This is a genomic window from Nesterenkonia sandarakina, from assembly GCF_014138825.1.
Taxonomy (GTDB): domain Bacteria; phylum Actinomycetota; class Actinomycetes; order Actinomycetales; family Micrococcaceae; genus Nesterenkonia; species Nesterenkonia sandarakina.
The window spans coordinates 2,816,576-2,839,455 of sequence record NZ_JACJIH010000001.1 but is presented as its reverse complement, the minus strand read 5'-3'; the positions used below and the strand labels follow the sequence as shown (position 1 = coordinate 2,839,455).

Below are 22,880 nucleotides of genomic sequence, written 5' to 3'. Positions count from 1 at the left end.
TCAGACGCTGATCCGCTGAACCGGCTGGGAGGAATCGGCCGGGATCGAGAGCGAGGACGGCGCCGTCCCGGCGGCGACGAGCTGGGCGCCCAACGCGGCGACCATCGCGCCGTTGTCGGTGCACAGGCTCACCGGGGGGATCTGCAGCTCGATGCCGGCCTCGGCGCAGCGCTGCGCCAGCAGCTCGCGCAGCCGCTTGTTCGCCGCGACTCCCCCGCCCAGCAGCAGCGTCTTGATCCCGTGCTCCGTGGCGGCGCGCACCGCTTTGGCCGTGATCACGTCCACCACGGCCTCCTGGAAGCTGGCCGCGATATCGGCCACCGGGACCGGCCTTCCGGCGGCCTCGAACTGTTCCACCGCGCGGGCCACTGAGGTCTTCAGCCCGGAGAAGGACCAGTTGTGCCGGTGCTTTCCCGGGGCCTGCGCAGAGCCTTCGAACTTCGGCAGGGTCAGCCCGCGCGGGAACCGGAAGGCCTGCGGATCCCCGCCGGCTGCCGCGGCGTCGATCGCGGGGCCCCCCGGGTAGCCCAGGCCCAGCAGGCGCGCGGTCTTGTCGAAGGCCTCACCGGCGGCGTCGTCGATCGTGGAGCCCAGCAGCTGCACATCACTGGTCAGCGAGCCGACCCGCAGGATCTCGGTGTGCCCGCCCGAGACCAGCAGCGCCCCGGAGTTCTGCGGCAGCGCCCGCATACCGGAGTGCCCGGTGCCGTTCGCCGCGGTGCCCTCCTCTGCGGGGTCCAGCAGGCCCACGCCGACGTGTGCGACGAGGTGGTTGACCCCGTAGAGCGGCTTGCCGGCGGCCAGGGCGAGTCCCTTGGCGGCGGAGAGTCCCACCATCAGGGCGCCGGCCAGCCCGGGGCCGGCGGTCACAGCGATCGCGTCCACCTCGTCCAGCTCGATCCCGGCGGTGTCCAACGCCTGGCGAAGCGTGGGGCGGAAGGCTTCGAGGTGGGCGCGGGCGGCGATCTCCGGGATCACGCCGCCGAAGCGGACGTGTTCCTCCATGGAGGAGGAGACGGTGTTCGCCAGCAGCTGGGTCCCTCGGACGATCCCGATGCCGGTCTCGTCGCAGGAGGTCTCGATGCCGAGCACCAGCGGGGCGCGGGGTGCCGGAGAAGTCTCGGTCATGGGGTGGGGCTCCTGAGGTCTGTCGCCGAGCTGGGCGCGGAGAGGTCGGTCAGCGGCTTCGCCATGATCAGCGCGTCTTGGCCGTCGGGGTAGTACTGCGCCCGGGTGTGGATGTGGGTGAAGCCCTCACGCCGGTAGAGGGCCTGCGCCCCCGGGTTGTCGGCGCGGACCTCCAGCAGGATCTGCTCGGCGGCGTCCTGACGTGCGGCGCGGACCAGCAGGCGCAGCAGGCGGGTGCCAAGCCCACGGCCCTGCGCCTCGGGCGCCACCGCCAGGGTCTGCACATCGGCCAGCGGCAGCAGGCACATCATCCCGGCGTATCCAGCGAGCTGACCGGCGGCATCCCGGGCCACCCAGTAGCGCCGGGTGGGCGCCTCGCCGGAGCTGCCGGTGGTGTGCGCGAGCTCGTCGTAGAAGAAGCTCTCCGGCCAGGCGTCGTGCGGGAAGAGCCGGTTCTCCAGGGCGAGCACCTCGGGCACGTCCAGCGCCGTCATCTGGCTCACCTGGTAGCGCTCCGGGTCGGAGCGTTGCGTCTCTGGGCGGCTCATGAGGCCTGCCTGGCGCGCATCTGGGCTGGCACTTTGGCGTCGGACTCCCGGAGGTAGAGCGGGAGCGGGTCGCGCAGCACCGCACCGGGCTCGGCGGCGCGGGGCTCGGCGGCGGGGTCGCGCTGGGCGGGGCGGGGCTCGGCGGTGGGGTCGCGCTCGAGCGCGCGCTCGGCGAGCTGACCCAGCTCCACGGCATCGGGCAGCCAGTGCCCCTGTTCCGGCGAGCGCGGGGTCAACACCTGTGGGTAGAGGCTCGCCGCGATGCCCACCACCGGCAGATCCGGCAGTTCGCTGGCAGCACTGACCTGCGGCCCCTCCAGCAGCTCCGCGAATCCATGGGCATCGCTGCGGTAGCGGGCCCAGTACACCTCGCGGCGCCGAGCATCACTGGCCGCGAGGAACTCCCCGCTCACGGGTCCTGAGTCCCCCGCCGACTGGTTCAGGGCAGGCTGGTTCAGGGCAGATTGGTTCAGAGCACGCTGGGCCAGCGAGTCCAGGCTGCACACCCCGTGCAGCGGCACGCCCCAGACCTCGGCGAGCGAGTGCGCCAGCGCCAGTCCGACCCGCAGCCCGGTGAAGGGACCCGGCCCCACGCCGACGACGACGCCGCGCAGCCCGGCTCCGGTGACCCGGGCCTCGCGCATCGTCTGCGCCACCGCTTCGGCGAGCACCTCGGCATGGGTCGTCGTCTCGGCGGTGCGCCACTGGGCCCGCACCTGGCCGTCGTCGAGCACGGCCACAGAGGCGCCGGCGGAGGAATCGATCGCGAGAAGCACCCCTCCATCGTAGTTCGTCACAGCTGCGGCGGCTGCGTCCAGTCCGGGCCATAGCCGCGCAGGACGGCGCGCCGTCGGGCTCCGAGCAGATCGGCCTCGGTCTCCGAGAAGTCGGTGCGGATGGCGTCGGCTTCCGGTTCTGTCCCCGGTGTGGAAGCGGCTCCCGGGTCCCGGATCAGCTCGAGATCCAGCCAGGACCCATCAGCCCCCATCAACGCCGTCTCAACGATCCCGCGGCCCCACTCCACCACGGTCACGGAGTCCGCCAGGGTGGAGGCCAGGTCCAGAGATTCCAGGCTCCCTGACGCGGCCCGGTAGGCATCGACGTGCACCAGGTCCGGACCATGGTCCTGCGACCGGTGGATCCTGCTGAGGATGAAGGTCGGTGAGCTGATCGGTCCGCTGACCCGCAGCGCGCTGCCCAGGGACTGGGTGAAGGTGGTCTTGCCTGCGCCGAGGCCTCCGGTGAGCACCAGCAGATCACCGGGCCTGAGCTGACCGGCGAGCGCCTCGGCGAACTCCGCAGTGGCGCTGAGGTCCTCCAGGATGACCTCACGGCTCCAGTGCTCACCCGGCAGCGCGGCGACCGGTCCCTGGTCGCGGCTCATGCGAGATCCCGCCGCTCTCCCCCGTCTGGGGTGCCCGCGGCGCCCTGCCCTGCGTTCTGTCCTGGGTTCTGTCCTGGGTTCTGTTCTGAGTCCCGCGCTGAGCCCGGCGCAGAGGCCCGTGGAACGCCGGGCTCAGAGTCCTGCGTCGAGTCCAGCCCCGAGTCCTGCACGATGCGGGGCACACGTTCCCCGATCCGGGTGATGATCTCGTAGTTGATGGTTCCGGCGGCGCTGCCCCAGTCGGCGGCTTCGATCCCGGAGTCTCCGCCGAAGATGACCACCTCATCCCCGACCTGGACGTCGGTCTCCTCCTCCCCGAGGTCGACCACGAACTGGTCCATGGCCACACGTCCCACCGACTGGTAGCGCCGGCCCTGGATCCAGACCGGGGCGTGGACCGCCACGCGTGGGATGCCGTCGGCGTAGCCCATCGGGATCAGCGCCAGGCTGGTGGGGCGGTCCACCCGGTGGGTCAGCCCATAGCTGATGCCCTGGCCGGTGGGGACGCGTTTCACGTTGGCCACTGTGGTGCGCAGCTCCATGGCCGGGCGCAGGCCCAGATCCTCGGCTGTCCGGTCCGCGAACGGGCTGTGTCCATAGACCCCGACCCCGACCCGGACCATGTCGAAATGGGCGTCCGGGCGGGAGAAGGCGCCTGGGGTGTTCGCCACATGTCTCAGGTCCGGCACGATCCGATGCTCCTCGGCGAGCTCCAGCGCGCGGCGATAGACCGCGAGCTGGTCATCGGTCTCGCGACGGTCCGGCTCATCGGCCACGGCGAGATGGGTGAAGATCCCCTCCACGCTGAGCAGGCCGCGCTCCTGGTACTGCGCGGCCAGGCGCAGCAGCTCGGGCCATTCCTCGATGGTGCAGCCGTTGCGACCCAGGCCGGTGTCGATCTTCAGGTGCACCCGGGCGGGCTTCTGCAGGGACTCGGCCGCGCGCGCCACGTGATGGATCTCCCAGCCGGAGATGCCCAGGTCGATGTGCTCTCCCAGGGCAGCCGCGAAGTCCGTTCCCCGGGTGTGCAGCCAGGCCAGGATCGGCGCCTGGATTCCGGCTCTGCGCAGCACCAGCGCCTCACTGACATGGGCGGTGCCCAGCCAGTCGGCTCCTGCCTCGAGCGCGGCTCGGGCCGCGGTGACGGCGCCATGTCCGTAGCCCTCTGCCTTCACGGCCACCAGCACCTTTGCTGGCTGCACATAGGACGCGATGGTGCGCACGTTGTGCCTGATCGCCGCAGGGTCGATCACCGCTGCGCGCTCAGCGGCCTCGGGGTGGAAGGTGGCGCGGGGGTCGCCGTGGATGCTCATGGAACCACCCTATCGAGTGCCACGGACACGGTCGTGGCGCGGCCGCTACTCGCGCAGCGCGCCGACGAGCGCGCTGGCACCGAAGTGCCCGCGGCCCTCGGGGTCCAGGCGGGCGGCAGCGGCGGAGTGCAGACGCGCACCCTCGGCGGCGATGCCGGAGAAGCACAGATCAGAGGTGCGCGGTGCGGTGGCCAGCAGCGCCCCGATGATCCCGGTGAGCACATCCCCGGTGCCCGCCGTGGCCAGCCCGGGGGTCGCCGCGCGCACGATCCACGCCGGCTCGTCCGTGGGACCGGCCACCACGGTGCTGGGCCCCTTGAGCAGGACCGTGACCCCCAGCGCCTGAGCCAGGGCGCGCGCCGCCTCGAGAGTGTTCGGTTCACCGGCCAGAAGTTCTCGCAGCGCGTCGTCCTCCAGTGCCTCTGCCAGGCGCCGGGCTTCGCCCAGGTGCGGGGTCACGATCAGCTGCGCCCCCAGGTCACCGGCGCTCAGCAGGTCACCGCGCAGCAGCTCCAGGCCCGTCGCGTCGAGCACGCAGGGCAGCTCGGCCTGGACTGTGCCGCGCAGCATGGTCTCAGCCTCCACCAGTCGTGACCGGTCCCGTCCCAGTCCCGGGCCGATGGCGACGGCGGTGGCCCCCTCGAGCGCCTTCACAGCGCGGCCCTGACTCATCACGGCCTCCGGCCAGGAGTGCAGCACGGAGGAGGAGACGGCCGGCTCGGCCTGGAGCCGGACCATGCCAACTCCGGAGGTGATCGCAGCACCCACGGTGAGTTCGGCTGCCCCCGGGAACTGGCCGGAGCCGGCGACCACCTGCAGGATGCCGCGGGTGTACTTGTGGTCCCCCGGACGGGGTCGTGGGGCGCCGTGTTCGGGACCGGTCAGCTCCCGCGCGGCGGGAGCCGGCAGCTGATCGCCGAGGCCGATGTCCACGGTGTGGATCTCGCCGCTGAGCAGCCCGCCCTCGCCCAGCAGCAGACCCAGCTTCGCAGCGCCGAAGCTCACGGTGTGCTGAGCGGCGAGCGCGTCTCCGGGGCAGCGTCCGGTGTCGGCATCCACCCCGGACGGGATGTCACAGGCGACGACGGTGCTGCTGCGAGCGGCCTCAGCGAGGCCCGGGATCGTGGGGAGCGTGAAGGCGCCGCGCGCTCCGGTGCCCAGGATCGCGTCGATCAGCACCGTGGTCTGTCCCGGCACCTCCTGGCTCAGGCGTCCTCCGGCGCGCCGGAACTCTTCCAGCGCCGCGGCGTGGGTTCGCTCGGTGACCAGCACCGCTCGCGCGTCGACTCCCCGGGCGCGCAGCTGTGCCAGCGCGTAGAGTCCATCTCCGCCGTTGTTGCCGGAACCGATGAGCCCGACCACCAGGGACCCATAGATGCTGCCCCGGCTGCGCAGCAGGCTCAGCACCTGGCTGGCCAAGCCGTGGGCGGCCCGGCGCATCAGCGCCGGCCCCTGACCCTCTGCCAGCAGCGGCTCCTCGGCCGCACGGATCGCGGAGCCGGAGTAGACGGGCAGCGAGGCAACAGGCATGATCAGCCCTCCGCGATGACCATCGCAGTGGCCACATCACCGTCGTGGGAGAGCGAGAGGTGCCACCGCTTGACCCCCTTGGACTCAGCCACCTGCGCCACGGTGCCGGAGACCTCGACATGGGGTGCGCCGGCGGAGTCCATGACCACCTGTGCGTGCTGCCAGTTCATCCCGGCAGGGGCGCCCAGCGCCTTGGCCACCGCCTCCTTCGCCGCGAAGCGGGCAGCCAGGGAGCGGGTGTTCAGCTCCCGCTCGGCCGGGACGAAGAGGCGCTGCCGCAGCGCCGGTGTCCGCCGCAGCTGGTGCTCGAACCGGGTCACCAGGACGACGTCGACGCCGATTCCGACGATCATATGCTGCTCCTTCTGCGCGAGGGGTCACTCCGATGCCGGGTCACTCCGATGACCGGATCATCCCGAGGATCGGGCAACCTGATCAGCGGGCCGACCTGCTGATCGGGTCACCCGATCAGCAGGTCACTGCATACCGATGGTCACTCCACAGTGACCGACTTGGCCAGGTTGCGCGGCTGGTCGACGTCGTAGCCCTTCTCGGCGGCCAGCGCGCAGGCGAAGATCTGCAGCGGGACGGTGGTCAGCAGCGGCATCAGCAGCGGCTGGGTCTCGGGGACGTAGAAGACCGTCTCGGAGTAGTCCACGACGTCGGCGTCGCCGGCCTCGGCCACGGTGATCGTCCTGGCCCCGCGTGCCCGGACCTCCTGGATGTTCGAGACCACCTTCGCGTGCAGGGAGTCCCGGCCGTGTGGGGAGGGGACCACGACGAACACCGGCTGGCCCTGATCGATCAGCGCGATCGGGCCGTGCTTGAGCTCACCGGCGGCGAAGCCCTCGGCGTGGATGTAGGCGATCTCCTTGAGCTTGAGTGCACCCTCCATCGCCACCGGGTAGCCGACGTGGCGGCCCAGGAAGAGCACCGAAGGCTCCTGCGCCATCTCGCGGGCGAGTTCGCGGATCTGATCCCCGCCGTCGAGGACCTCTTGGATCTTGCCGGGGATCTTGTGCAGATCGGCCAGGATGTCCTCGATCTCACCCTGGAAGAGCTTCCCGCGCAGCTGCGCCATATAGAGGCCCAGCAGGTAGGAGGCGGTGATCTGCGCCAGGAATGCCTTGGTGGAGGCCACCGCGATCTCGGGCCCGGCGTGGGTGTAGAGCACGGCGTCGGACTCACGCGGAATCGTGGAGCCGTTGGTGTTGCAGATCGCCAGGGTGCGTGCGCCCTGCTCCTTGGCGTAGCGCACCGCCATCAGGGTGTCCATGGTCTCCCCGGACTGGGAGAGCGAGACGATCAGGGTGGAGTCGTCGATGATCGGATCGCGGTAGCGGAACTCGTGGGAGAGCTCCACCTCCACGGGCACCCGCACCCAGTGCTCGATGGCGTATTTGGCGACCATGCCGGCGTAGGCGGAGGTGCCGCAGGCCAGCACGATGATCTTGGAGATGCCCTTGAGCTCCTCGGGGTCGATCCGCAGCTCATCGAGCACCAGCCGACCGGAGGCGTCGGTGCGGCCCAGCAGGGTGTCCTCCACGGCCTTGGGCTGATCGTGGATCTCCTTCTCCATGAAGGTTCCGAAGCCGCCCTTCTCCGCGGCGGCGGCGTCCCAGTTCACCGAGAAGCGCTTGCCCTCCGCTTCGGTGCCGTCGAAATTGATGATCGCGACGTCCTCGGTGGTGATGGTCACCACCTGATCCTGCTCCAGCTCTACGGCTTCCCGGGTGAAGTCGATGAACCCGGAGACGTCGGAGCCAAGGAAGTTCTCTCCCTCCCCCAGCCCGACGACCAGCGGCGAGTTCCGCCGCGAGGCGACCACACGATCAGGCTGGTCGGCGTGCACGGCGAGCAGGGTGAATGCGCCCTCGAGCTCGCTGGAGGCCAGTCGCATCGCCTCCGTGAGGTCACCGGCGGCGGAGCCGGTGAAGTACTGACCGATCAGCTTCGCGGCCACCTCGGTGTCCGTCTGCGAGCTGAACTCTTCCCCGGCTGCGACCAGCTTCGCCTTGAGCTGGGCGAAGTTCTCGATGATCCCGTTGTGGATCACGGCGAGCTTGCCGCCGTCGGCCAGGTGCGGGTGAGCGTTCTGATCCGTGGGAGCTCCGTGGGTGGCCCAGCGGGTGTGCCCGATGCCCACCGAGGCTGCCTCCATCGGGGCGGCGTCGATCTCGGCGAGCAGGTTCGCGAGCTTGCCGGACTTCTTCCGCGTGGAGACGGTCCCCGCCGCCACGGTCGCCACGCCGGCGGAGTCGTAGCCGCGGTACTCCAGGCGACGAAGTCCCTCTAGAAGCACGTCGAGTGCTGAGTGCTGACTGGTCTTCTCGGGCAGGCCTATATAGCCGACGATTCCACACATGGGGGATAGCGTATCGTGTCAACGTGTCTGAGCACCCATCCGAAGATCCTCGTCCGCGCGCCTCCACGGGGCCGCTGCCCGCCCTGGTGGCGGGCACCGCACCTTGGGCAGGATCACCCTCCAAGCCCGAGCCGCCGAACACCTCCCACTCCCCATTCGCGGAGCTGGACCGGCAGGCCTGGGCCCGGTTGGCAGACACCATCCAGCAGCCGCTGAACCAGGACGACGTCGACCGGCTGCGTGGCATCGGCGAGCACCTCTCGCTCAACGAGGTCGAGCAGATCTACCTTCCGCTGAGCCGGCTGCTCTCGATCTACGTGGAGTCCGCCGCGCAGCTGCGCTCCGCGGCGAACGAGTTCCTGGGTGAGCAGACCCTGCGCACCCCCTTCGTCATCGGGGTGGCGGGGTCCGTGGCGGTGGGCAAGTCCACCACCGCGCGCGTGCTCCAGGAGATGCTGCGCCGCTGGCCCTCCACCCCGCGGGTGGAGCTGGTCACCACAGACGGCTTCCTCTACCCCAACGCCGAGCTGCAGCGCCGCGGCCTGATGGACCGCAAGGGCTTCCCGGAGGCCTATGACCGCCGGGCGCTGCTGCGGATGGTCTCTGAGGTGAAGTCGGGCAAGCCTGAGGTGCGCGCCCCCTGGTACTCCCACCTGGTCTATGACATCGTCCCGGACCGTGAAGTGGTGATCCGGCAGCCTGACGTGCTGATCGTGGAGGGACTCAACGTCCTGCAGCCCGCCCGGGTGCGCGAGGACGGCACCACTGGGCTGGCGCTGAGCGACTTCTTCGACTTCTCCATCTACGTCGACGCCAAGCCCAAGCACATCGAGCAGTGGTACGTGGATCGGTTCATGCGGTGGCGCGACGGGGCATTCGCGGATCCGCAGAGCTACTTCCACCAGTACTCCTTCCTCGACGACGAGCAGGCCCAGGCGCGCGCGACGGATATCTGGAGCCGGATCAACGGCCCGAACCTGCGCGCCAACATCGCCCCGACCCGTTCCCGGGCCCGCCTGGTCATGGCCAAGGGCGAGGACCATTCGGTCTCCCGGGTGCTGCTGCGCAAGGTCTGATTCACAAGATGTTCCTGCCGCCTCTCTGTGCGCCCTGCCCCGCCCGCCGCAGCCGGCCCCGGTTCGGGGGCCTGTGATGCCGCGAGCCCGGCTCACCGATCAGGGGCGCCGTGAGTTCCAGGAGCAGGCGGACCGCCGCGCTCGGATCTACCGTCGGCGTCGAGCGCTGGCAGCGGTGCTGGTGATCGGCGTGCTGCTGCTGATCGGCTACTTCGTCCCGCGCGCCTTCAACGCTGTGGCCACAGGATTGGGCGCGGAGCAGCCGCTGGCCGAGGTGCGCGGTGACCAGCTCCCGCAGGCCCCGGATCCCGACGCCGAGTCCGACGGGGCGTCAGGCGCCGAGTCCGACGGGGCGTCAGACGCCGAGTCCGACAGTGCGTCAGGCTTGGAGACTGATTCGGATCCCACCGCAGAACCCGCCCCGGAGTCGACTCCAGAGCCGACCCCGGAACCGACGCCGGGGCGCGCCAGCGAAGCCTCGTGGGACCCCGACTCGATCCACGTGCTGGTGAACGCGCGGAACCCGTTGGAGCCCCTGAGCTACGCGCCTGAAGACCTGGTGGTGCCAGAGGTGCGGACGACCACGCAGAACCAGCTGCTGCTGCGCGAGCCGGCCGCCGAGGCGCTCGCCCAGCTCATCGAGGCCGCGAACCAGGACGGTGAGGTCCTCGCGATGACCAGCGGCTACCGCTCCTACGAGGCTCAGCGAAGCATCTACGCGAATCGGCAGGCGGCGGTGGGCACCGAGGAGACCGATGAGCTGGTGGCCCGGCCGGGCTATTCGGAGCACCAGACCGGACTGGCGGCAGATGTGATCAGCATCGAGAACCCCGAGTGCACCCAGGGTCATTGCTTCGCCGAGACCTCCGAGGGCCGGTGGGTCGCGGAGAACGCAGCCGAGCACGGCTTCGTCATCCGGTATCTCGAAGGGGCTCAGGAGATCACCGGCTATGAGTTCGAACCCTGGCATCTTCGTTATGTCGGGCGGGAGACCGCCGAGGAGGTCGCGGCGCAGGGGCTGACCCTGGAGGAGTACTGGGACCAGCCGGCGGCACCTGACTATGACTCCGCGGCGCCGGAGCTGCCCGCAGCCCCCTGACAGGACGACGGCAGCGCCACGGCTGGCCCTGCAAGCCTCGCCTGGCCGTCACCTGGGCCGCCACGGGACGCCGCAGTCGCAGGTCAGTGGTGTCCTAGACTTCTCTCATGCTCAAAGGATTCAGGCACTTCATCACGCGCGGAAACGTCGTGGACCTGGCCACCGCAGTGGTCATCGGAACGGCATTCACTGCCGTCGTCAGCGCCCTGGTGGAGAGCGTGCTCATGCCGCTGATCTCCGCGCTGGTCGGGACCCCGGACTTCGACGACTTCGCGCTGGTGGTGCTCAACGACACCCCCATCCGGTTCGGGGTACTGCTGACCGCGATGGTGAACTTCCTGCTGATCGCCGGTGCGGTCTACTTCGTGATCATCGCCCCGATGACCCGGATGGTGGAGGCCCGGGAGCGTCGGGCGAAGACGGCGCCGCCCGCCGTCGAAGATGAGAACATCTCGCTGCTCCGCGAGATCCGCGACCAGCTCAAGGCCCAGACCGAGGTCACCAACCCCGCGTTCCTCGCCTCGCTCGCCGAGGCGCAGCGGCAGGCGGCCGAGGAGGCGGAGCAGAGGAGCTCCCAGGAGCCCAGGCGTCACCCGGTGCTGGGCAAGGCGAAAGACGTGGTCTGGGGCAAGGACTAGCCCCCAACAGACGTTGAGGGGCGCCCCGGGGAATCCTCCAGCGAGGCGCCTGTGGGGCTACAGGGCGAGTTCGGCCTTGACGATGTCCGCCAGCGCCTCGGACTCGGCGCGGGCCAGCTCCGCGGTGGAAGCCTCCACCATCACCCGGACCACCGGTTCGGTGCCCGAGGGGCGCAGCAGCACCCGCCCGGTGGCTCCCAGCCGGGCTTCGACCTGCGCGACGGCCTCCTGCACCGGCTCGTGCGTCTTGACCCGGGTGCGGTCCACGCCCTTGACGTTGATCAGCACCTGCGGGAGGCGGGTCATCGCCTCGTCCGCCAGGGTCCGCACGGAGCGGCCGGTGGCCGCGACCCGGGCGGCCAGCTGCAGTCCGGTGAGCAGGCCGTCACCGGTGGTGGCGTAGTCCGCGAAGATCAGATGCCCTGACTGCTCCCCGCCGAGGTTGTAACCGGAGGCGCGCATGGCGGCCAGCACGTAGCGGTCCCCCACGGCGGTCTCCACCAGCTTGACCCCGGCGGCCTCCATGCCCAGCTTCAACCCCAGGTTGGACATCACGGTGACCACCAGGGTGTCATCGATCAGGGTCCCGGCTTCCTTCTGCGCGATCGCCAGGATGCCCATGATCTGGTCACCGTCGATCACCTCGCCGGTGTGATCGACCGCCAGGCAGCGATCGGCGTCGCCGTCGTGAGCGATGCCCAGGTCGGCGCCATGCTCGCGCACCGCGTCCTGCAGCGGACCCAGGTGGGTGGAGCCGTAGCCTTCGTTGATGTTCAGCCCGTCGGGCTCCGCGCCGATGACGATCACCTCGGCCCCGGCATCGGTGAAGGCCTGCGGGGAGACTCCGGCGGCGGCGCCGTGGGCGCAGTCCAGCACGATCTTGAGCCCCTTGAGGCTGGTGCCGTCCAGGGAGCGCAGCAGGTGCACCAGGTAGCGGTCCTCCGCGTCGGCGAACCGGCTGACCCGTCCGACATCGGCCCCGGTGGGCCGTGGCGGCGTCAGTCCCATCTGAGTCTCGATCGCGTCCTCCGCGGCGTCATCGAGCTTGTGGCCGCCGCGGGCCAGGAACTTGATGCCGTTGTCCGGGGCCGCGTTGTGCGAGGCGGAGATCATCACGCCGAAGTCCGCGTCGATGTCGGCCACCAGGAAGGCGGCGGCGGGAGTGGGCAGCACTCCGGCGTCGAAGACGTCGACGCCGCTGCTGGCGATGCCCGCCTGGACGGCGGCGGAGATGAATTCTCCCGAGATGCGCGGGTCGCGCGCCACCACCGCGGTGGGTCGGGTGCCCGGGAGCACCTGACGGTGGCCGAGGACGGTTGCTGCTGACTGGGAGAGGGTGAGGGCGAGTTCAGCGGTGAGCAGCTCGTTGGCCACACCGCGCACGCCGTCAGTGCCGAAAAGTCGTGCCATGATGACGTTCAGTGTACTGGCCGAGGCCCGCTCAGACGCGAAGAACCCCGCCGGAGAGTCTCCGGCGGGGTTCTTCGAGCGGGACGATCAGTCCCGGGGCAGCGCGTGGCGCCCCGGGAGCAGATCGATCAGCGCTTGGAGTACTGCGGGGCCTTGCGGGCCTTCTTCAGACCGGCCTTCTTGCGCTCCACGGCGCGGGCGTCGCGGGTCAGGAATCCAGCCTTCTTCAGCGGCGCACGGTTGTGGTCGCGGTCGACCTCGTTCAGCGCCCGGGAGATGCCCAGCCGCAGCGCGCCGGACTGACCCGAGGGGCCGCCGCCGTCGATGCGGGCGATGACGTCGTAGGCGCCCTTGAGGCCGAGCAGGGTGAAGGGGTCATTGACCTCCTGCTGGTGCAGCTTGTTGGGGAAGTACTCCTCCAGGCTGCGACCGTTCAGGCTCCACTTGCCGGTGCCCGGGGTGATGCGCACACGGGCACGGGCGCGCTTGCGACGACCGATGGCGGCGCCGCCGACGGTCAGCGGTGCACGCTCGGACTCGCCGGCGGTCTCCTCGGTGGGGGTTGATTCCGAGGTGTAGCTTGAAAGCTCCTCGGTTTCGGTGAGCTCTTCAGTGTTCTGAGCCACGATTCTCCTTGAAAATTCTAGTGTCGGGTGGCCAGGACTACTGAGTGACCTGGGAGATGTCGAACGGCTTCGGCTGCTGCGCGACATGCGGGTGCTCAGCACCTGCGTAGACGCGCAGCTTCTTCAGCTGTGCCGTGCCGAGCTTGTTGTGGGGCAGCATGCCCTTGACCGCCTGGTAGACAGCGCGGGTCGGGTAGCGCGTGACCATCTCGTTGAAGGTCAGCGACTTGATGCCGCCGGGGAAGCCGGAGTGGCGCCAGTAGCGCTTCTTCTCGGCCTTGTCGCCGGTCACGGCGACCTTCTCGGCGTTGATGATGATGACGAAGTCGCCCATGTCCTGGTGAGGGACGAAGGTCGGCTTGTGCTTGCCGCGCAGCAGCGTGGCGGTGTGGGAGGCGAGACGGCCCAGCACGACGTCAGTCGCGTCGATGACGTGCCACTGGGCATCGGCGTCGCCAGGCTTCGGGGTGTACGTACGCACGTTGGTATGCCTTCGGTCGATGTTCTACGGTTCAGTGCACTGGACTCTGCGATGTGTGAGAAGCACCGAGCGTCAATGACTGTTTCTTCGCGAGTGCGACATCCGGATTCCCAGGTGAGGACTGGGAAAAGACCGGGCCCGTGAGTTCCCCTGCAGTCCGTGGAGGCTGACGACCATGCAACTGAGCCGCCTCGACACGGACCCACGCAGGGGTGGACACGCACAACAACCAATAACTATACAGAGCGCCCCCACCTTTGAGCAAAGTCGCGCTGCGGGCGGGCCGCTGGCGGGACGCCCAACGGGGCGGGGGCGGCACTGTATTGATGGGGCCTGGGAGCCGAGCCGGCCGGGGATCGCGGGCGCGATTCAGCGTGTCTTCGCGGCCCGCGGCGTCTTCTCGTAGGCGGAGTCTGACATGTCCTCGAGCTCGCGCCCCTTGGTCTCGGGCACCCATTTGAGCACGAAGAACATGGAGAGCAGCGCCGAGGCCGCGTAGAAGCCGTAGGCGAAGACCAGGGAGAACGCCGCCATCTCGGGGAAGAGCATCGAGATCAGGAAGTTCGCGGCCCAGTTCGCGGACGCGGTCACGCCCAGCGCCACGGCGCGGACCCGGTTGGGGAACATCTCCCCCAGCAGGACCCACATGAACGGCCCCCAGGTGGCTCCGAAGAAGAGCACGAAGACGTTCGCGGAGACCAGCGCGATCATGCCCCAGGCGCCGGGGAGCGAGACCAGCTCCTCGCCGTCGGCTCCCACGGTGATGATCGCCTGGCTGAAGGCCACCGCCATCATGCCCAGTCCTGCGGCCATGCCCGCAGAGCCCACGGCCAGCGGGATCCGGCGACCCACCCGGTCCACGATGATGATGCCGATCACGGTGGCCACGATGTTCACGCTGGTGGTGATGATCTGGACCAGGAATGCCTGGTCCTCCGCGATACCCACCGCCTGCCACAGCGTGTTGGAGTAATAGAAGATCACGTTGATGCCGACGAACTGCTGGAAGACCGCCAGGCCCAGGCCCACCCAGACGATCGGGGTGAGCCGCCCGCCCACGATCAGGTCGCGGAAGCGCTGTCGGGCCTCCATGTTGATGGTTTCGCGGACGTCTTTGATCTTCTGCGCGATGGCGGCCTCACCCTGAATGCCGACGATCTCCTGCAACACCTTCGCCGCCTGCTTGTCCCGGCCTCGGGAGACCAGATAGCGCGGGGATTCCGGGATGGAGGAGGCAAGCAGGGCGTAGAGCAGCGCCGGACCCGCCTCGAGCAGGAACATCCAGCGCCAGGCCTCCAGCCCGAACCACAGCTCCTCGGCTGCCCCGTCAGCGACGTTGGCGATGAACGCGTTCGAGGCGGCAGCCATGAAGATGCCGACCACGATGGCCAGCTGCCAGGTGGAGCCCAGGCGTCCGCGCAGGTGTGTCGGGGCGACCTCGGCGATGTAGGACGGGGCGATCACCGAGGCCATGCCCACGCCGATGCCGCCGAGCACCCGCCAGAGCACCAGGTCCACGGCGCCGAACGCGAGTCCCGAGCCGATCGCGGAGATGAAGAACAGCGCCGCGGCCACCATCATCGCGCGCTGGCGACCGATGCGGTCTGAGAGGCTCCCGCCGGCCCAGGCGCCCACCATGCAGCCCAGCAGCGCCGAGGAGACGGTGAAGCCGATGGCAAGGTCTGAGAGTGAGAACTGGTCCTGGATGGGGCCGACGGCCCCGTTGATCACTGCGGTGTCGAAGCCGAAGAGGAAGCCGCCGAACGCGGCGACCAGTACGACCCACGCGACGCCGCCTAGACCGGATTCCTGGGAGCGGGGGGTGGTGCTCATCAGAGGTTGGTTCCTTAGCAGGTCAGGGATGAGGGCCTTCGTCGATGAAGGCAAGCCCGAATGAGTATGCTGCCTGAACGTGAACCACGCCACCCCCGGACCCCCGGGTGATCCCCACCCGCCTGGGCTGATGCTGGCATTCTCCCGCGTGGTGACAGGCTTCAGGCACGTCAGGACCTGACTGAGAAACTTCCTCCGATGTGCCTGATATCACAGCTTCGCGCGCAGCTCAGGCCTGCTCGGCGCTGCGCCGAAGCGCCCGGGTCTGCTCGGCGCGGTGGCCCAGCTGCTCCGGAGCCGGGTACTGCACCGATTCCAGCACCAGCCCCGCGGGCTGGGCGAGCCTGACCGACTGGTCCCAGCTCGGCTCGGCGAGTCGGCTGCTCAGCCAGCCAGGGGCTCGGCGCCCCTCCCCCACGTCCAGGCAGGCGCCGATGAGCGCACGCACCATGTGATGGCAGAAGGCGTCAGCGGTCAGTTCCGCGACGATCACCCCCTGCGGGTCACGCCCGATGCTGAAACCGTGGAGCTCCCGGATGGTGGTGCTGCGCTCCCGGGGCCGACAGAAGCTCCCGAAGTCCTGGAGTCCGGCCACAGAGGCTGCCTCCAGGCGCATCGCCTCCGCGTCCAGGGGCGTGCGATGCCAGGCGGTGTCCCAACGGCGCAGCGGGTCCTGCAGCACCGGAGCATCCGCGATGCGATAGCGGTAGCTGCGACTCAGCGCGGAGAATCGCGCGTCGAAGCTCGGCGGCACCGCGGCGGCGGAGAAGACGACGACGGCGCCGTGCTCCCGGTGCAGGACCCCAGCGAGTCGGCGCACCAGTGCCTGATCGGGGGTGATCCCGCGACCTCGGCCGAGACCGGAGTACTCGGCGTCGCTCAGGTCGAGGTGGACGACCTGCCCCCGGGCATGAACCCCGGCGTCGGTGCGTCCGGCGACCACCAGCGGCACCTCGCGACGGAAGAGTGTGGCCAGACCCTCCCGGAGAGCTCCTTCCACGGTGCGCAGACCCGGCTGTGCGGCCCAGCCGTGGTAGGCGCTGCCGTCATAGGCGAGATCGAGACGCACCCGCTGAGTCGGGTCCTGATGGGCTTCGCGGACGCGCATGGGCGCTCATCCCTTCCTGCGGCTTCCGTGCACGCACCGGATGTGCCCCCGGTGCGCAGGGCGGTTCAGACTTCGCTGCAGACACGTCAGGCGCCCGCGATCGGTAAGATCGGGGCGCCTGAGGTGTGCGTTTTTGAGAGGCTTACTTCTGGCTCTCACCCTCGGTGGACTCCGCTGCAGCGGACTCCGCCTCGGTGTCGGCAGTCTCGGTGGACTCGACCTCGGGGGTCTCCTCCTGGACCGGCTGCGCGGCGGGGGTCGCGGTGGCCTGCTCGGCCTCCTTGACCACTGCCTGCTTCGGCGAGACGGGCTCCATGACGAGCTCGATCACGGCCATGGGCGCGTTGTCACCCTTGCGGTTGCCGATCTTCACGATGCGGGTGTAGCCGCCTTCGCGCTCGGCCATGGCCGGGGCGATCACGGTGAACAGCTCGTGGACGATCGCCTGGTTGGTCGCGCTGTTGGCGCTGATCTTGCCGACCACACGACGACGCGCGGCGATGTCGCCCTGCTTCGCCATGGTGATCAGACGCTCGGCGTAGGGACGCAGGCGCTTGGCCTTGGTCAGCGTGGTGGTGATCGAGCGGTGCTCGAACAGGTTGGCGGAAAGGTTCGCCAACATCATCTTCTCGTGCGACGGGCTGCCGCCCAGGCGCGGACCCTTGGTGGGGGTAGGCATGGTCTGGTTCTCCTTGAGTGGTGCGCAGTCGGTTCAGGTGAACGTCAGCGCGAATAGTTGTTCTGGGCCGCAGTTCTTCAGAACCGCTGCTGCTCTTCTTCGACGTAGTCCTCGTCGCCAGCTTCCTGGAAGCGAGCCGCGGTCGGGTCGAAGCCTGCCGGGGAGTCCTTCAGGCTCAGGCCAAGCTCGACGAGCTTGTCCTTGACCTCGTCGATGGACTTGGCACCGAAGTTGCGGATGTCCATCAGATCAGCCTCGGAACGTGCCACGAGTTCACCCACGCTGTGGATGCCCTCGCGCTTGAGGCAGTTGTAGGAACGCACCGTCAGTTCCAGGTCCTCGATCGGCAGAGCCATGTCCGCGGCAAGTGCGGCGTCGGTCGGCGACGGGCCGATCTCGATGCCTTCTGCCGCCACGTTGAGCTCGCGAGCCAGGGAGAAGAGCTCCACCAGGGTGGTGCCCGCCGAGGCCAGTGCGTCACGGGGCTCCATGGAGGGCTTGGTCTCCACATCGACAGTGAGCTTGTCGAAGTCGGTGCGCTGCTCCACACGGGTCGCCTCGACCTTGAAGGAGACCTTCAGGACCGGGGAGTAGATGGAGTCCACGGGGATCCGGCCGATCTCCGCGTCGGCCATCTTGTTCTGAGCCGCCGAGACGTAGCCGCGGCCGCGTTCCACGGTCAGCTCCATGTCGAGCTTGCCGTGCTCGTTCAGCGTGGCCAGGTGCAGCTCCGGGTTGTGGAACTCCACTCCTGCCGGAGGGGTGATGTCGGCCGCGGTGACGGGGCCGGGGCCCTCCTTGCGGAGGTAGGCCACCACGGGCTCATCGTGCTCGGAAGAGACGGAGAGCCGCTTCACGTTGAGGATGAGTTCGGTGACGTCTTCCTTGGTCCCGGCGATGGTGGTGAACTCGTGGAGCACACCATCGATCCGGACGCTGGTGACGGCGGCACCGGGGATGGAGGAGAGCAGGGTGCGACGCATGGAATTGCCGAGGGTGTAGCCGAAGCCCGGCTCGAGGGGCTCGATCACGAAGCGGGAGCGATTCTCGGCGACAACTTCTTCGGTCAGCGTGGGGCGCTGTGCAATGAGCACTGATTGTTCCTTTCAGAGTGCGTCCGCTATATGACGCATTCTCACTGAGTAATGATGCTCGTCCTGCCCCCAGCGCGACGGCCGGGGGCAGGCTCTAATGTCTTTTAAAGAAGTTCGCTCAGACGCGGCGGCGCTTGGGCGGGCGGCAGCCATTGTGCGCGCTCGGGGTGACGTCCGAGATGGAGCCGACCTCCAGGCCAGCGGCCTGCAGCGAGCGGATCGCGGTCTCGCGGCCTGAACCGGGTCCCTTGACGAAGACCTCGACCTTCTTCATGCCGTGCTCCTGGGCGCGCTTCGCGGCCTGCTCGGCGGCGAGCTGTGCGGCGAAGGGCGTGGACTTGCGGGAGCCCTTGAAGCCGACCTCACCCGAGGATGCCCAGGACACGACGGCGCCCTGCGGATCGGTGATCGAGACGATGGTGTTGTTGAAGGTCGACTTGATGTGCGCCTGACCCTGCGTGATGTTCTTGCTGACTTTGCGGCGCGGCTTGCGTGCCGCTGCGCGTGACTTTGGTGGCATTTCTTCTCCGTGACTGAGTTCTTCGGATCAACTGCTGACTCGATGTGAGTCTGCGCTGCTGAACTACTTCTTCTTACCTGCGACGGTCTTCTTCGAGCCCTTGCGGGTACGAGCGTTGGTCTTGGTGCGCTGACCGCGGACCGGGAGGCCGCGACGGTGGCGGATGCCTTCGTAAGAGCCGATCTCGACCTTGCGGCGGATGTCGGCGGCGACCTCACGGCGAAGGTCGCCCTCGACGGTGAGGTTGCTCTCGATGTAGTCACGCAGAGAGATCAGCTGATCGTCAGTCAGATCCTTCACGCGGGTACCAGCTTCGATACCGGTTGCTTCCAAGGCTGCTTCGGCGCTCGTGCGCCCAACGCCATAGATATAAGTGAGTGCGATCACCGTGCGCTTTTCGCGCGGGATGTCTACACCTGCCAGACGTGCCACAGTGGCAGTCCTCCTTGTTCTCTTCCGAAGGTCTTCAGCAGTGCAATTCCTTCTGGGACCTTCACGGTCCGACATCGGAGGTGATGTCATCAGCGGGTCCCCGGCCTTCGGAAACCGGGGGTGTGCCCGTCCAGCTCAGTGACGGGCTGCACTGCATATGATGTGAGCTGTCCAGCGCGGGTGCGCCCTCACTTACAAGGTGTAAGTGAAGGACTCAGCCCTGGCGCTGCTTGTGGCGTGGGTTTGACTTGCAGATCACGCGGATCACGCCGCTGCGGCGGATGACTTTGCAGTCGGTGCAGATCTGCTTCACGCTCGGCTGAACCTTCATGGGTTCTCCTCTTATTCGGTCGCGTGCGACAGGTTTTTACGTTGACCGACGCGTTCGTCGACTCACTTATAGCGGTAGACGATGCGCCCACGGTTGAGGTCATACGGGCTCATCTCCACCACTACGCGGTCCTCGGGGAGGATGCGAATGTAGTGCTGGCGCATCTTGCCCGAGATGGTCGCGAGGACAACGTGCTCGTTCTCCAGACGCACGCGGAACATTGCATTCGGCAGGGCTTCAGAAACCCGGCCCTCTACTTCGATGACGCCTTCTTTTTTACCCATATGCTCCACATACCGTTCGTGACCCGAGGCCGCTCGAAGCACGCGCTGCGGCGCAGCGCGCTTCCGACCGACCACAGGGTCTGATTCAATTGCTGCGGCGTCTCAAGATCCGCCAGTGCAGGCACCGTGTGAAGACACTGTGCGCAGGCACGCAGAACGGCAGAGACAACCAGCAGTACAGCCTACAGGACGGTTCTGCCCCGGACAACTCGCACCCTGGAGGGCAGGCACGTCTGGGACGCACCGCGTGGACGGCAAGGAAGTGCTCAGTGCGCGGGCAGCGGCACCGGCGTGACGCCCAGCGGCGCCAGCTCGGCGGCGCCGCCGTCGGCCGCTGTCAGCACCCAGATGCCCTCGGCGTGCCGGGCCACGGAGTGTTCCCACTGACTGGCTCGGGAGCCGTCACTGGTGACCACGGTCCAGTCGTCCTCGAGAACGTCGGTCTCGATGCCGCCGCGGGTGAGCATCGGCTCGATGGCCAGCGCCATGCCGGGGCGGATCTTTGCCCCTTTGAACCCGGTGGCGTAGTTGAACACGTCAGGTGGCATGTGCATCTGGGAGCCGATGCCGTGGCCCACGTAGTCCTCCAGGATGCCCAGCTTCTTCCCAGGCTGGGAGGAGACGTAGTCCTCGATGGCCTCACCGATCTCCCCGGTGCTCTTCGCCGTCGCGAAGGCCGCGATCCCACGCCACATGGCGGCTTCGGTGATGGCGGAGAGCCGCTCATCCTCAGGATCGGCGGTGCCTTCCTGGGATGAGCCCAGGATCCGGGTGCGGGCGGAGTCTGAATGCCAACCCTCGATGATGCAGCCGCCGTCGATCTTGAGCACGTCTCCCTGCGCGAGGACCCGCTCCCCCGGGATCCCATGGACGACCTCTTCGTTGACCGAGGCGCAGATATAGCCCGGGAACCCGTGGTAGTTCAGGAAGTTGGGCTTCGCGCCGCGAGAGGTGATCACCTCGGCGAACACGTCATTGAGCTCCCCGGTGGTCACCCCTGGCGCGGCGGCCGCCAGCGTGGCCTGAAGCGCCTCATTGAGGATCTCTCCGGCTGCGGCCATGTGGCGCAGCTGCTCCGGGGTCTTCAGCTCGACGCGGCTGCGGGAGAACATCAGGGCTTCAGCGCTTCCATGATGCGGGCGTTGACCTCGTCCACGGCGCCCAGGCCGTCCACTCGGCGGACCAGTCCGCGGGCATCGTATTCAGCGATCATCGGGGCGGTCTCGGAGGCGAAGATCTCCAGCCGACGGCGGATGGCGTCCTCGTCGGCGTCGTCCTCTCGGCCTTCGATCTCCGCACGCTTCTTCAGGCGCTGGATCAGCTCTTCGCGGTCCGCGGTGAGCTCCAGCACGACGTCGAGGCTGACATCGAGCCGGGAGAGCATCTCATCGAGCGCGGACACCTGGGTCCGGTTCCGCGGGTAGCCATCGAGCAGGAAACCGTTCTTGGCGTCCTCCCAGGTCAGTCGATCCTCGACCATCCGGTTCGTGACCGAGTCCGGCACCAGGTCCCCGGCGTCCACGTAGCCCTGCGCCTCGCGGCCGAGCTCGGTCGCCTCCTTGATGTTCACCCGGAAGATGTCCCCGGTGGAGATCGCGACGATGCCCAAGTCCTCGGAGATCCGCTTGGACTGAGTTCCCTTGCCCGAGCCGGCCGGCCCAACTATCAACATGCGCGTCATCGCAGCAACCCTTCGTAGTTCCGTTGTTCCATCTGTGCGTTGATCTGCTTCACGGTGGTCAGTCCGACTCCGACCATGATCAGGATCGAGGTGCCGCCGAACGGGAAGTTCTGGTTCGCCCCGATCAGTACGAAGGCGATCAGCGGGATCAGGGCGATCAGGCCGAGGTAGAGCGCGCCGGGGAAGGTGATCCGCGAGATCACATAGGCGAGGTAGCTCTCGGTGGGCTTGCCTGCCCGGATCCCGGGGATGAATCCGCCGAACTTGCGCATGTTCTCGGCGACCTCGTTCGGGTTGAACGTGATCGTCACGTAGAAGTAGGTGAAGAAGATGGTCATCAGGAAGAACGCCGCCATGTAGAGCGGGTGCGTCCCGCCGACGAAGTAGGTCTGGATGAACTGGATGAAGGCGGAGGGCTCCTCACCGGGGCCGGGCTGGTTGAACTGCGCCAGCACCGAGGGCAGCATCAGCACCGAGGAGGCGAAGATGACGGGGATGACGCCCGCCATGTTGACCTTGATCGGGATGTAGGTGGAGGTCCCGCCCACGGTGCGACGGCCCACCTGGCGCTTGGCGTACTGCACCGGGACGCGACGCTGGGACTGTTCGACGAAGACCACTGCTGCGATGGTGACCAGACCGATCAGCATCACCGTGCCGAAGGTCCGCCAGCCCTGGGTGGTCCAGATCTCGCCCATGGCTCCGGGGAACCCGGCGGCGATGGAGACGAAGATCAGGATGGACATGCCGTTGCCCACGCCGCGCTCGGTGATCTGCTCGCCGAGCCACATGATCAGCGCGACGCCGGTGACCAGGGAGAGGATCATCAGCAGCACCACGGGGAGCACGTCCTCGGTGATGATCGGGATGTCACAGCCCAGCAGGGCCCCGGTGCGGACCATGGAGACCAGGGTGGTGGCGTTGAGCAGGGCCAGTGCGATCGTGAGATACCGGGTGTACTGGGTGAGCTTGGACTGACCCTGGGGGCCCTCGCGCTGGAGGTTCTCGAAGCGTGGGATCACCACGCGCAGCAGCTGCACGATGATGGCCGCGGTGATGTAGGGCATGATGCCCAGCGCGAAGATGGACACCTGGAGCAGTGCTCCGCCGGAGAACATGTTCACGAAGGAGTAGAGGCCGCCCTCAGTGGTTCCCAGTGCCAGGCACTGCTGCACTGCTGAGTAGTCCACCCCGGGTGCCGGGATGAATGCGCCGATGCGGTAGATCGCGATGATCGCGATGGTGAACCAGATCTTTCGACGCAGGTCGGGTGTCTTGAACACCCTTGCGATCGCGCTGAACAAGCGGCCTCCTGATGCG

At 68.2% G+C, this 22,880-nt stretch carries 25 protein-coding genes; 3 read left to right on the top strand and 22 right to left on the bottom strand.

The window, feature by feature from the left end; genetic code table 11:
• From tsaD to glmS, 8 genes are all read right to left on the bottom strand, one after another.
• On the bottom strand, window positions 1-1,128 hold the full coding sequence (gene tsaD, locus HNR24_RS13020; RefSeq protein ID WP_182495972.1) for a tRNA (adenosine(37)-N6)-threonylcarbamoyltransferase complex transferase subunit TsaD: 1,128 nt from the start codon (window positions 1,126-1,128) through the stop codon (window positions 1-3).
• The gene (rimI, locus tag HNR24_RS13015; protein ID WP_182495971.1) at window positions 1,125-1,676 is read right to left on the bottom strand and encodes a ribosomal protein S18-alanine N-acetyltransferase; all 552 of its coding nucleotides are present in this window, start codon (window positions 1,674-1,676) and stop codon (window positions 1,125-1,127) included. The genes tsaD and rimI overlap by 4 nt, the downstream gene beginning before the upstream one ends.
• Window positions 1,673-2,452, bottom strand: coding sequence for a tRNA (adenosine(37)-N6)-threonylcarbamoyltransferase complex dimerization subunit type 1 TsaB (gene tsaB, locus HNR24_RS13010; RefSeq protein ID WP_182495970.1), 780 nt, complete (start codon window positions 2,450-2,452; stop codon window positions 1,673-1,675). The genes rimI and tsaB overlap by 4 nt, the downstream gene beginning before the upstream one ends.
• A gap of 17 nt (window positions 2,453-2,469) precedes the next feature.
• A complete protein-coding gene (gene tsaE, locus HNR24_RS13005) occupies window positions 2,470-3,060 on the bottom strand; it encodes a tRNA (adenosine(37)-N6)-threonylcarbamoyltransferase complex ATPase subunit type 1 TsaE (protein ID WP_182495969.1) in 591 nt (196 codons plus the stop codon).
• Window positions 3,057-4,373 carry an alanine racemase gene (alr, locus tag HNR24_RS13000; RefSeq protein WP_182495968.1) on the bottom strand — a complete coding sequence of 439 codons (1,317 nt, stop codon included), beginning with the start codon at window positions 4,371-4,373 and terminating at the stop codon, window positions 3,057-3,059. The genes tsaE and alr overlap by 4 nt, the downstream gene beginning before the upstream one ends.
• Before the next feature lie 45 nt (window positions 4,374-4,418).
• Window positions 4,419-5,903, bottom strand: coding sequence for an NAD(P)H-hydrate dehydratase (locus HNR24_RS12995; RefSeq protein WP_182495967.1), 1,485 nt, complete (start codon window positions 5,901-5,903; stop codon window positions 4,419-4,421).
• Window positions 5,904-5,905: 2 nt separating this feature from the next.
• Window positions 5,906-6,256: a holo-ACP synthase gene (locus HNR24_RS12990; protein ID WP_058887504.1), complete on the bottom strand. Its 351-nt coding sequence runs from the start codon at window positions 6,254-6,256 to the stop codon at window positions 5,906-5,908.
• A 140-nt stretch (window positions 6,257-6,396) separates the two neighbouring features.
• On the bottom strand, window positions 6,397-8,268 hold the full coding sequence (gene glmS / locus HNR24_RS12985) for a glutamine--fructose-6-phosphate transaminase (isomerizing) (protein WP_182495966.1): 1,872 nt from the start codon (window positions 8,266-8,268) through the stop codon (window positions 6,397-6,399).
• 86 nt (window positions 8,269-8,354) lie between these two features.
• On the opposite strand from glmS, the gene coaA reads away from it, so the two are divergent.
• From coaA to mscL, 3 genes are all read left to right on the top strand, one after another.
• Entirely contained in the window at window positions 8,355-9,344 is a 990-nt protein-coding gene (gene coaA, locus HNR24_RS12980) for a type I pantothenate kinase (protein ID WP_375139293.1), read from the top strand.
• A 76-nt stretch (window positions 9,345-9,420) separates the two neighbouring features.
• Window positions 9,421-10,443 (top strand): M15 family metallopeptidase, encoded by a 1,023-nt coding sequence (locus HNR24_RS12975; protein ID WP_058887506.1) that lies wholly within the window; start codon window positions 9,421-9,423, stop codon window positions 10,441-10,443.
• Between the two features lie 107 nt (window positions 10,444-10,550).
• Window positions 10,551-11,081, top strand: coding sequence for a large conductance mechanosensitive channel protein MscL (gene mscL / locus HNR24_RS12970; protein ID WP_083504572.1), 531 nt, complete (start codon window positions 10,551-10,553; stop codon window positions 11,079-11,081).
• A gap of 57 nt (window positions 11,082-11,138) precedes the next feature.
• Here mscL and glmM read toward each other — a convergent pair whose 3' ends face one another.
• From glmM to secY, 14 genes are all read right to left on the bottom strand, one after another.
• Window positions 11,139-12,491, bottom strand: a complete 1,353-nt coding sequence (gene glmM / locus HNR24_RS12965) for a phosphoglucosamine mutase (RefSeq protein ID WP_058887507.1) — start codon at window positions 12,489-12,491, stop codon at window positions 11,139-11,141.
• Between the two features lie 128 nt (window positions 12,492-12,619).
• Entirely contained in the window at window positions 12,620-13,117 is a 498-nt protein-coding gene (gene rpsI, locus HNR24_RS12960; protein WP_058887508.1) for a 30S ribosomal protein S9, read from the bottom strand.
• A 37-nt stretch (window positions 13,118-13,154) separates the two neighbouring features.
• Window positions 13,155-13,598: a 50S ribosomal protein L13 gene (rplM, locus tag HNR24_RS12955; RefSeq protein WP_058887509.1), complete on the bottom strand. Its 444-nt coding sequence runs from the start codon at window positions 13,596-13,598 to the stop codon at window positions 13,155-13,157.
• A 369-nt stretch (window positions 13,599-13,967) separates the two neighbouring features.
• Window positions 13,968-15,431 carry a sugar porter family MFS transporter gene (locus HNR24_RS12950; protein WP_058887510.1) on the bottom strand — a complete coding sequence of 488 codons (1,464 nt, stop codon included), beginning with the start codon at window positions 15,429-15,431 and terminating at the stop codon, window positions 13,968-13,970.
• 229 nt (window positions 15,432-15,660) lie between these two features.
• The gene (truA, locus tag HNR24_RS12945; RefSeq protein WP_058887511.1) at window positions 15,661-16,539 is read right to left on the bottom strand and encodes a tRNA pseudouridine(38-40) synthase TruA; all 879 of its coding nucleotides are present in this window, start codon (window positions 16,537-16,539) and stop codon (window positions 15,661-15,663) included.
• A gap of 142 nt (window positions 16,540-16,681) precedes the next feature.
• The gene (rplQ, locus tag HNR24_RS12940; RefSeq protein WP_058887512.1) at window positions 16,682-17,218 is read right to left on the bottom strand and encodes a 50S ribosomal protein L17; all 537 of its coding nucleotides are present in this window, start codon (window positions 17,216-17,218) and stop codon (window positions 16,682-16,684) included.
• Window positions 17,219-17,295: 77 nt separating this feature from the next.
• The gene (locus HNR24_RS12935; RefSeq protein WP_058887513.1) at window positions 17,296-18,312 is read right to left on the bottom strand and encodes a DNA-directed RNA polymerase subunit alpha; all 1,017 of its coding nucleotides are present in this window, start codon (window positions 18,310-18,312) and stop codon (window positions 17,296-17,298) included.
• A 118-nt stretch (window positions 18,313-18,430) separates the two neighbouring features.
• Window positions 18,431-18,832: a 30S ribosomal protein S11 gene (gene rpsK / locus HNR24_RS12930; protein WP_036473271.1), complete on the bottom strand. Its 402-nt coding sequence runs from the start codon at window positions 18,830-18,832 to the stop codon at window positions 18,431-18,433.
• Between the two features lie 63 nt (window positions 18,833-18,895).
• On the bottom strand, window positions 18,896-19,264 hold the full coding sequence (gene rpsM, locus HNR24_RS12925; protein ID WP_058887514.1) for a 30S ribosomal protein S13: 369 nt from the start codon (window positions 19,262-19,264) through the stop codon (window positions 18,896-18,898).
• Window positions 19,265-19,478: 214 nt separating this feature from the next.
• A complete protein-coding gene (gene rpmJ, locus HNR24_RS12920) occupies window positions 19,479-19,595 on the bottom strand; it encodes a 50S ribosomal protein L36 (RefSeq protein WP_036473268.1) in 117 nt (38 codons plus the stop codon).
• A 62-nt stretch (window positions 19,596-19,657) separates the two neighbouring features.
• On the bottom strand, window positions 19,658-19,879 hold the full coding sequence (gene infA / locus HNR24_RS12915; RefSeq protein ID WP_036473267.1) for a translation initiation factor IF-1: 222 nt from the start codon (window positions 19,877-19,879) through the stop codon (window positions 19,658-19,660).
• A 266-nt stretch (window positions 19,880-20,145) separates the two neighbouring features.
• On the bottom strand, window positions 20,146-20,994 hold the full coding sequence (gene map, locus HNR24_RS12910; protein WP_058887515.1) for a type I methionyl aminopeptidase: 849 nt from the start codon (window positions 20,992-20,994) through the stop codon (window positions 20,146-20,148).
• Window positions 20,991-21,560, bottom strand: coding sequence for an adenylate kinase (locus HNR24_RS12905; RefSeq protein WP_058887516.1), 570 nt, complete (start codon window positions 21,558-21,560; stop codon window positions 20,991-20,993). The genes map and HNR24_RS12905 overlap by 4 nt, the downstream gene beginning before the upstream one ends.
• Entirely contained in the window at window positions 21,557-22,864 is a 1,308-nt protein-coding gene (gene secY / locus HNR24_RS12900) for a preprotein translocase subunit SecY (RefSeq protein WP_058887517.1), read from the bottom strand. Before secY ends, HNR24_RS12905 begins: the two co-directional genes overlap by 4 nt.
• Window positions 22,865-22,880: the final 16 nt, after the last annotated feature.

Excerpts from the sequence above, each read along its gene's own strand:
- tsaD (WP_182495972.1), bottom strand. The coding sequence starts at position 1,128 with ATGACCGAGACTTCTCCGGCACCCCGCGCCCCGCTGGTGCTCGGCATC.
- rimI (WP_182495971.1), bottom strand. The coding sequence starts at position 1,676 with ATGAGCCGCCCAGAGACGCAACGCTCCGACCCGGAGCGCTACCAGGTG.
- tsaE (WP_182495969.1), bottom strand. The coding sequence starts at position 3,060 with ATGAGCCGCGACCAGGGACCGGTCGCCGCGCTGCCGGGTGAGCACTGG.
- alr (WP_182495968.1), bottom strand. The coding sequence starts at position 4,373 with ATGAGCATCCACGGCGACCCCCGCGCCACCTTCCACCCCGAGGCCGCT.
- HNR24_RS12995 (WP_182495967.1), bottom strand. The coding sequence starts at position 5,903 with ATGCCTGTTGCCTCGCTGCCCGTCTACTCCGGCTCCGCGATCCGTGCG.
- HNR24_RS12990 (WP_058887504.1), bottom strand. The coding sequence starts at position 6,256 with ATGATCGTCGGAATCGGCGTCGACGTCGTCCTGGTGACCCGGTTCGAG.
- glmS (WP_182495966.1), bottom strand. The coding sequence starts at position 8,268 with ATGTGTGGAATCGTCGGCTATATAGGCCTGCCCGAGAAGACCAGTCAG.
- HNR24_RS12975 (WP_058887506.1), top strand. The coding sequence starts at position 9,421 with ATGCCGCGAGCCCGGCTCACCGATCAGGGGCGCCGTGAGTTCCAGGAG.
- mscL (WP_083504572.1), top strand. The coding sequence starts at position 10,551 with ATGCTCAAAGGATTCAGGCACTTCATCACGCGCGGAAACGTCGTGGAC.
- glmM (WP_058887507.1), bottom strand. The coding sequence starts at position 12,491 with ATGGCACGACTTTTCGGCACTGACGGCGTGCGCGGTGTGGCCAACGAG.
- HNR24_RS12950 (WP_058887510.1), bottom strand. The coding sequence starts at position 15,431 with ATGAGCACCACCCCCCGCTCCCAGGAATCCGGTCTAGGCGGCGTCGCG.
- truA (WP_058887511.1), bottom strand. The coding sequence starts at position 16,539 with ATGCGCGTCCGCGAAGCCCATCAGGACCCGACTCAGCGGGTGCGTCTC.
- rplQ (WP_058887512.1), bottom strand. The coding sequence starts at position 17,218 with ATGCCTACCCCCACCAAGGGTCCGCGCCTGGGCGGCAGCCCGTCGCAC.
- rpsK (WP_036473271.1), bottom strand. The coding sequence starts at position 18,832 with ATGCCACCAAAGTCACGCGCAGCGGCACGCAAGCCGCGCCGCAAAGTC.
- rpmJ (WP_036473268.1), bottom strand. The coding sequence starts at position 19,595 with ATGAAGGTTCAGCCGAGCGTGAAGCAGATCTGCACCGACTGCAAAGTC.
- infA (WP_036473267.1), bottom strand. The coding sequence starts at position 19,879 with ATGGGTAAAAAAGAAGGCGTCATCGAAGTAGAGGGCCGGGTTTCTGAA.
- HNR24_RS12905 (WP_058887516.1), bottom strand. The coding sequence starts at position 21,560 with ATGACGCGCATGTTGATAGTTGGGCCGGCCGGCTCGGGCAAGGGAACT.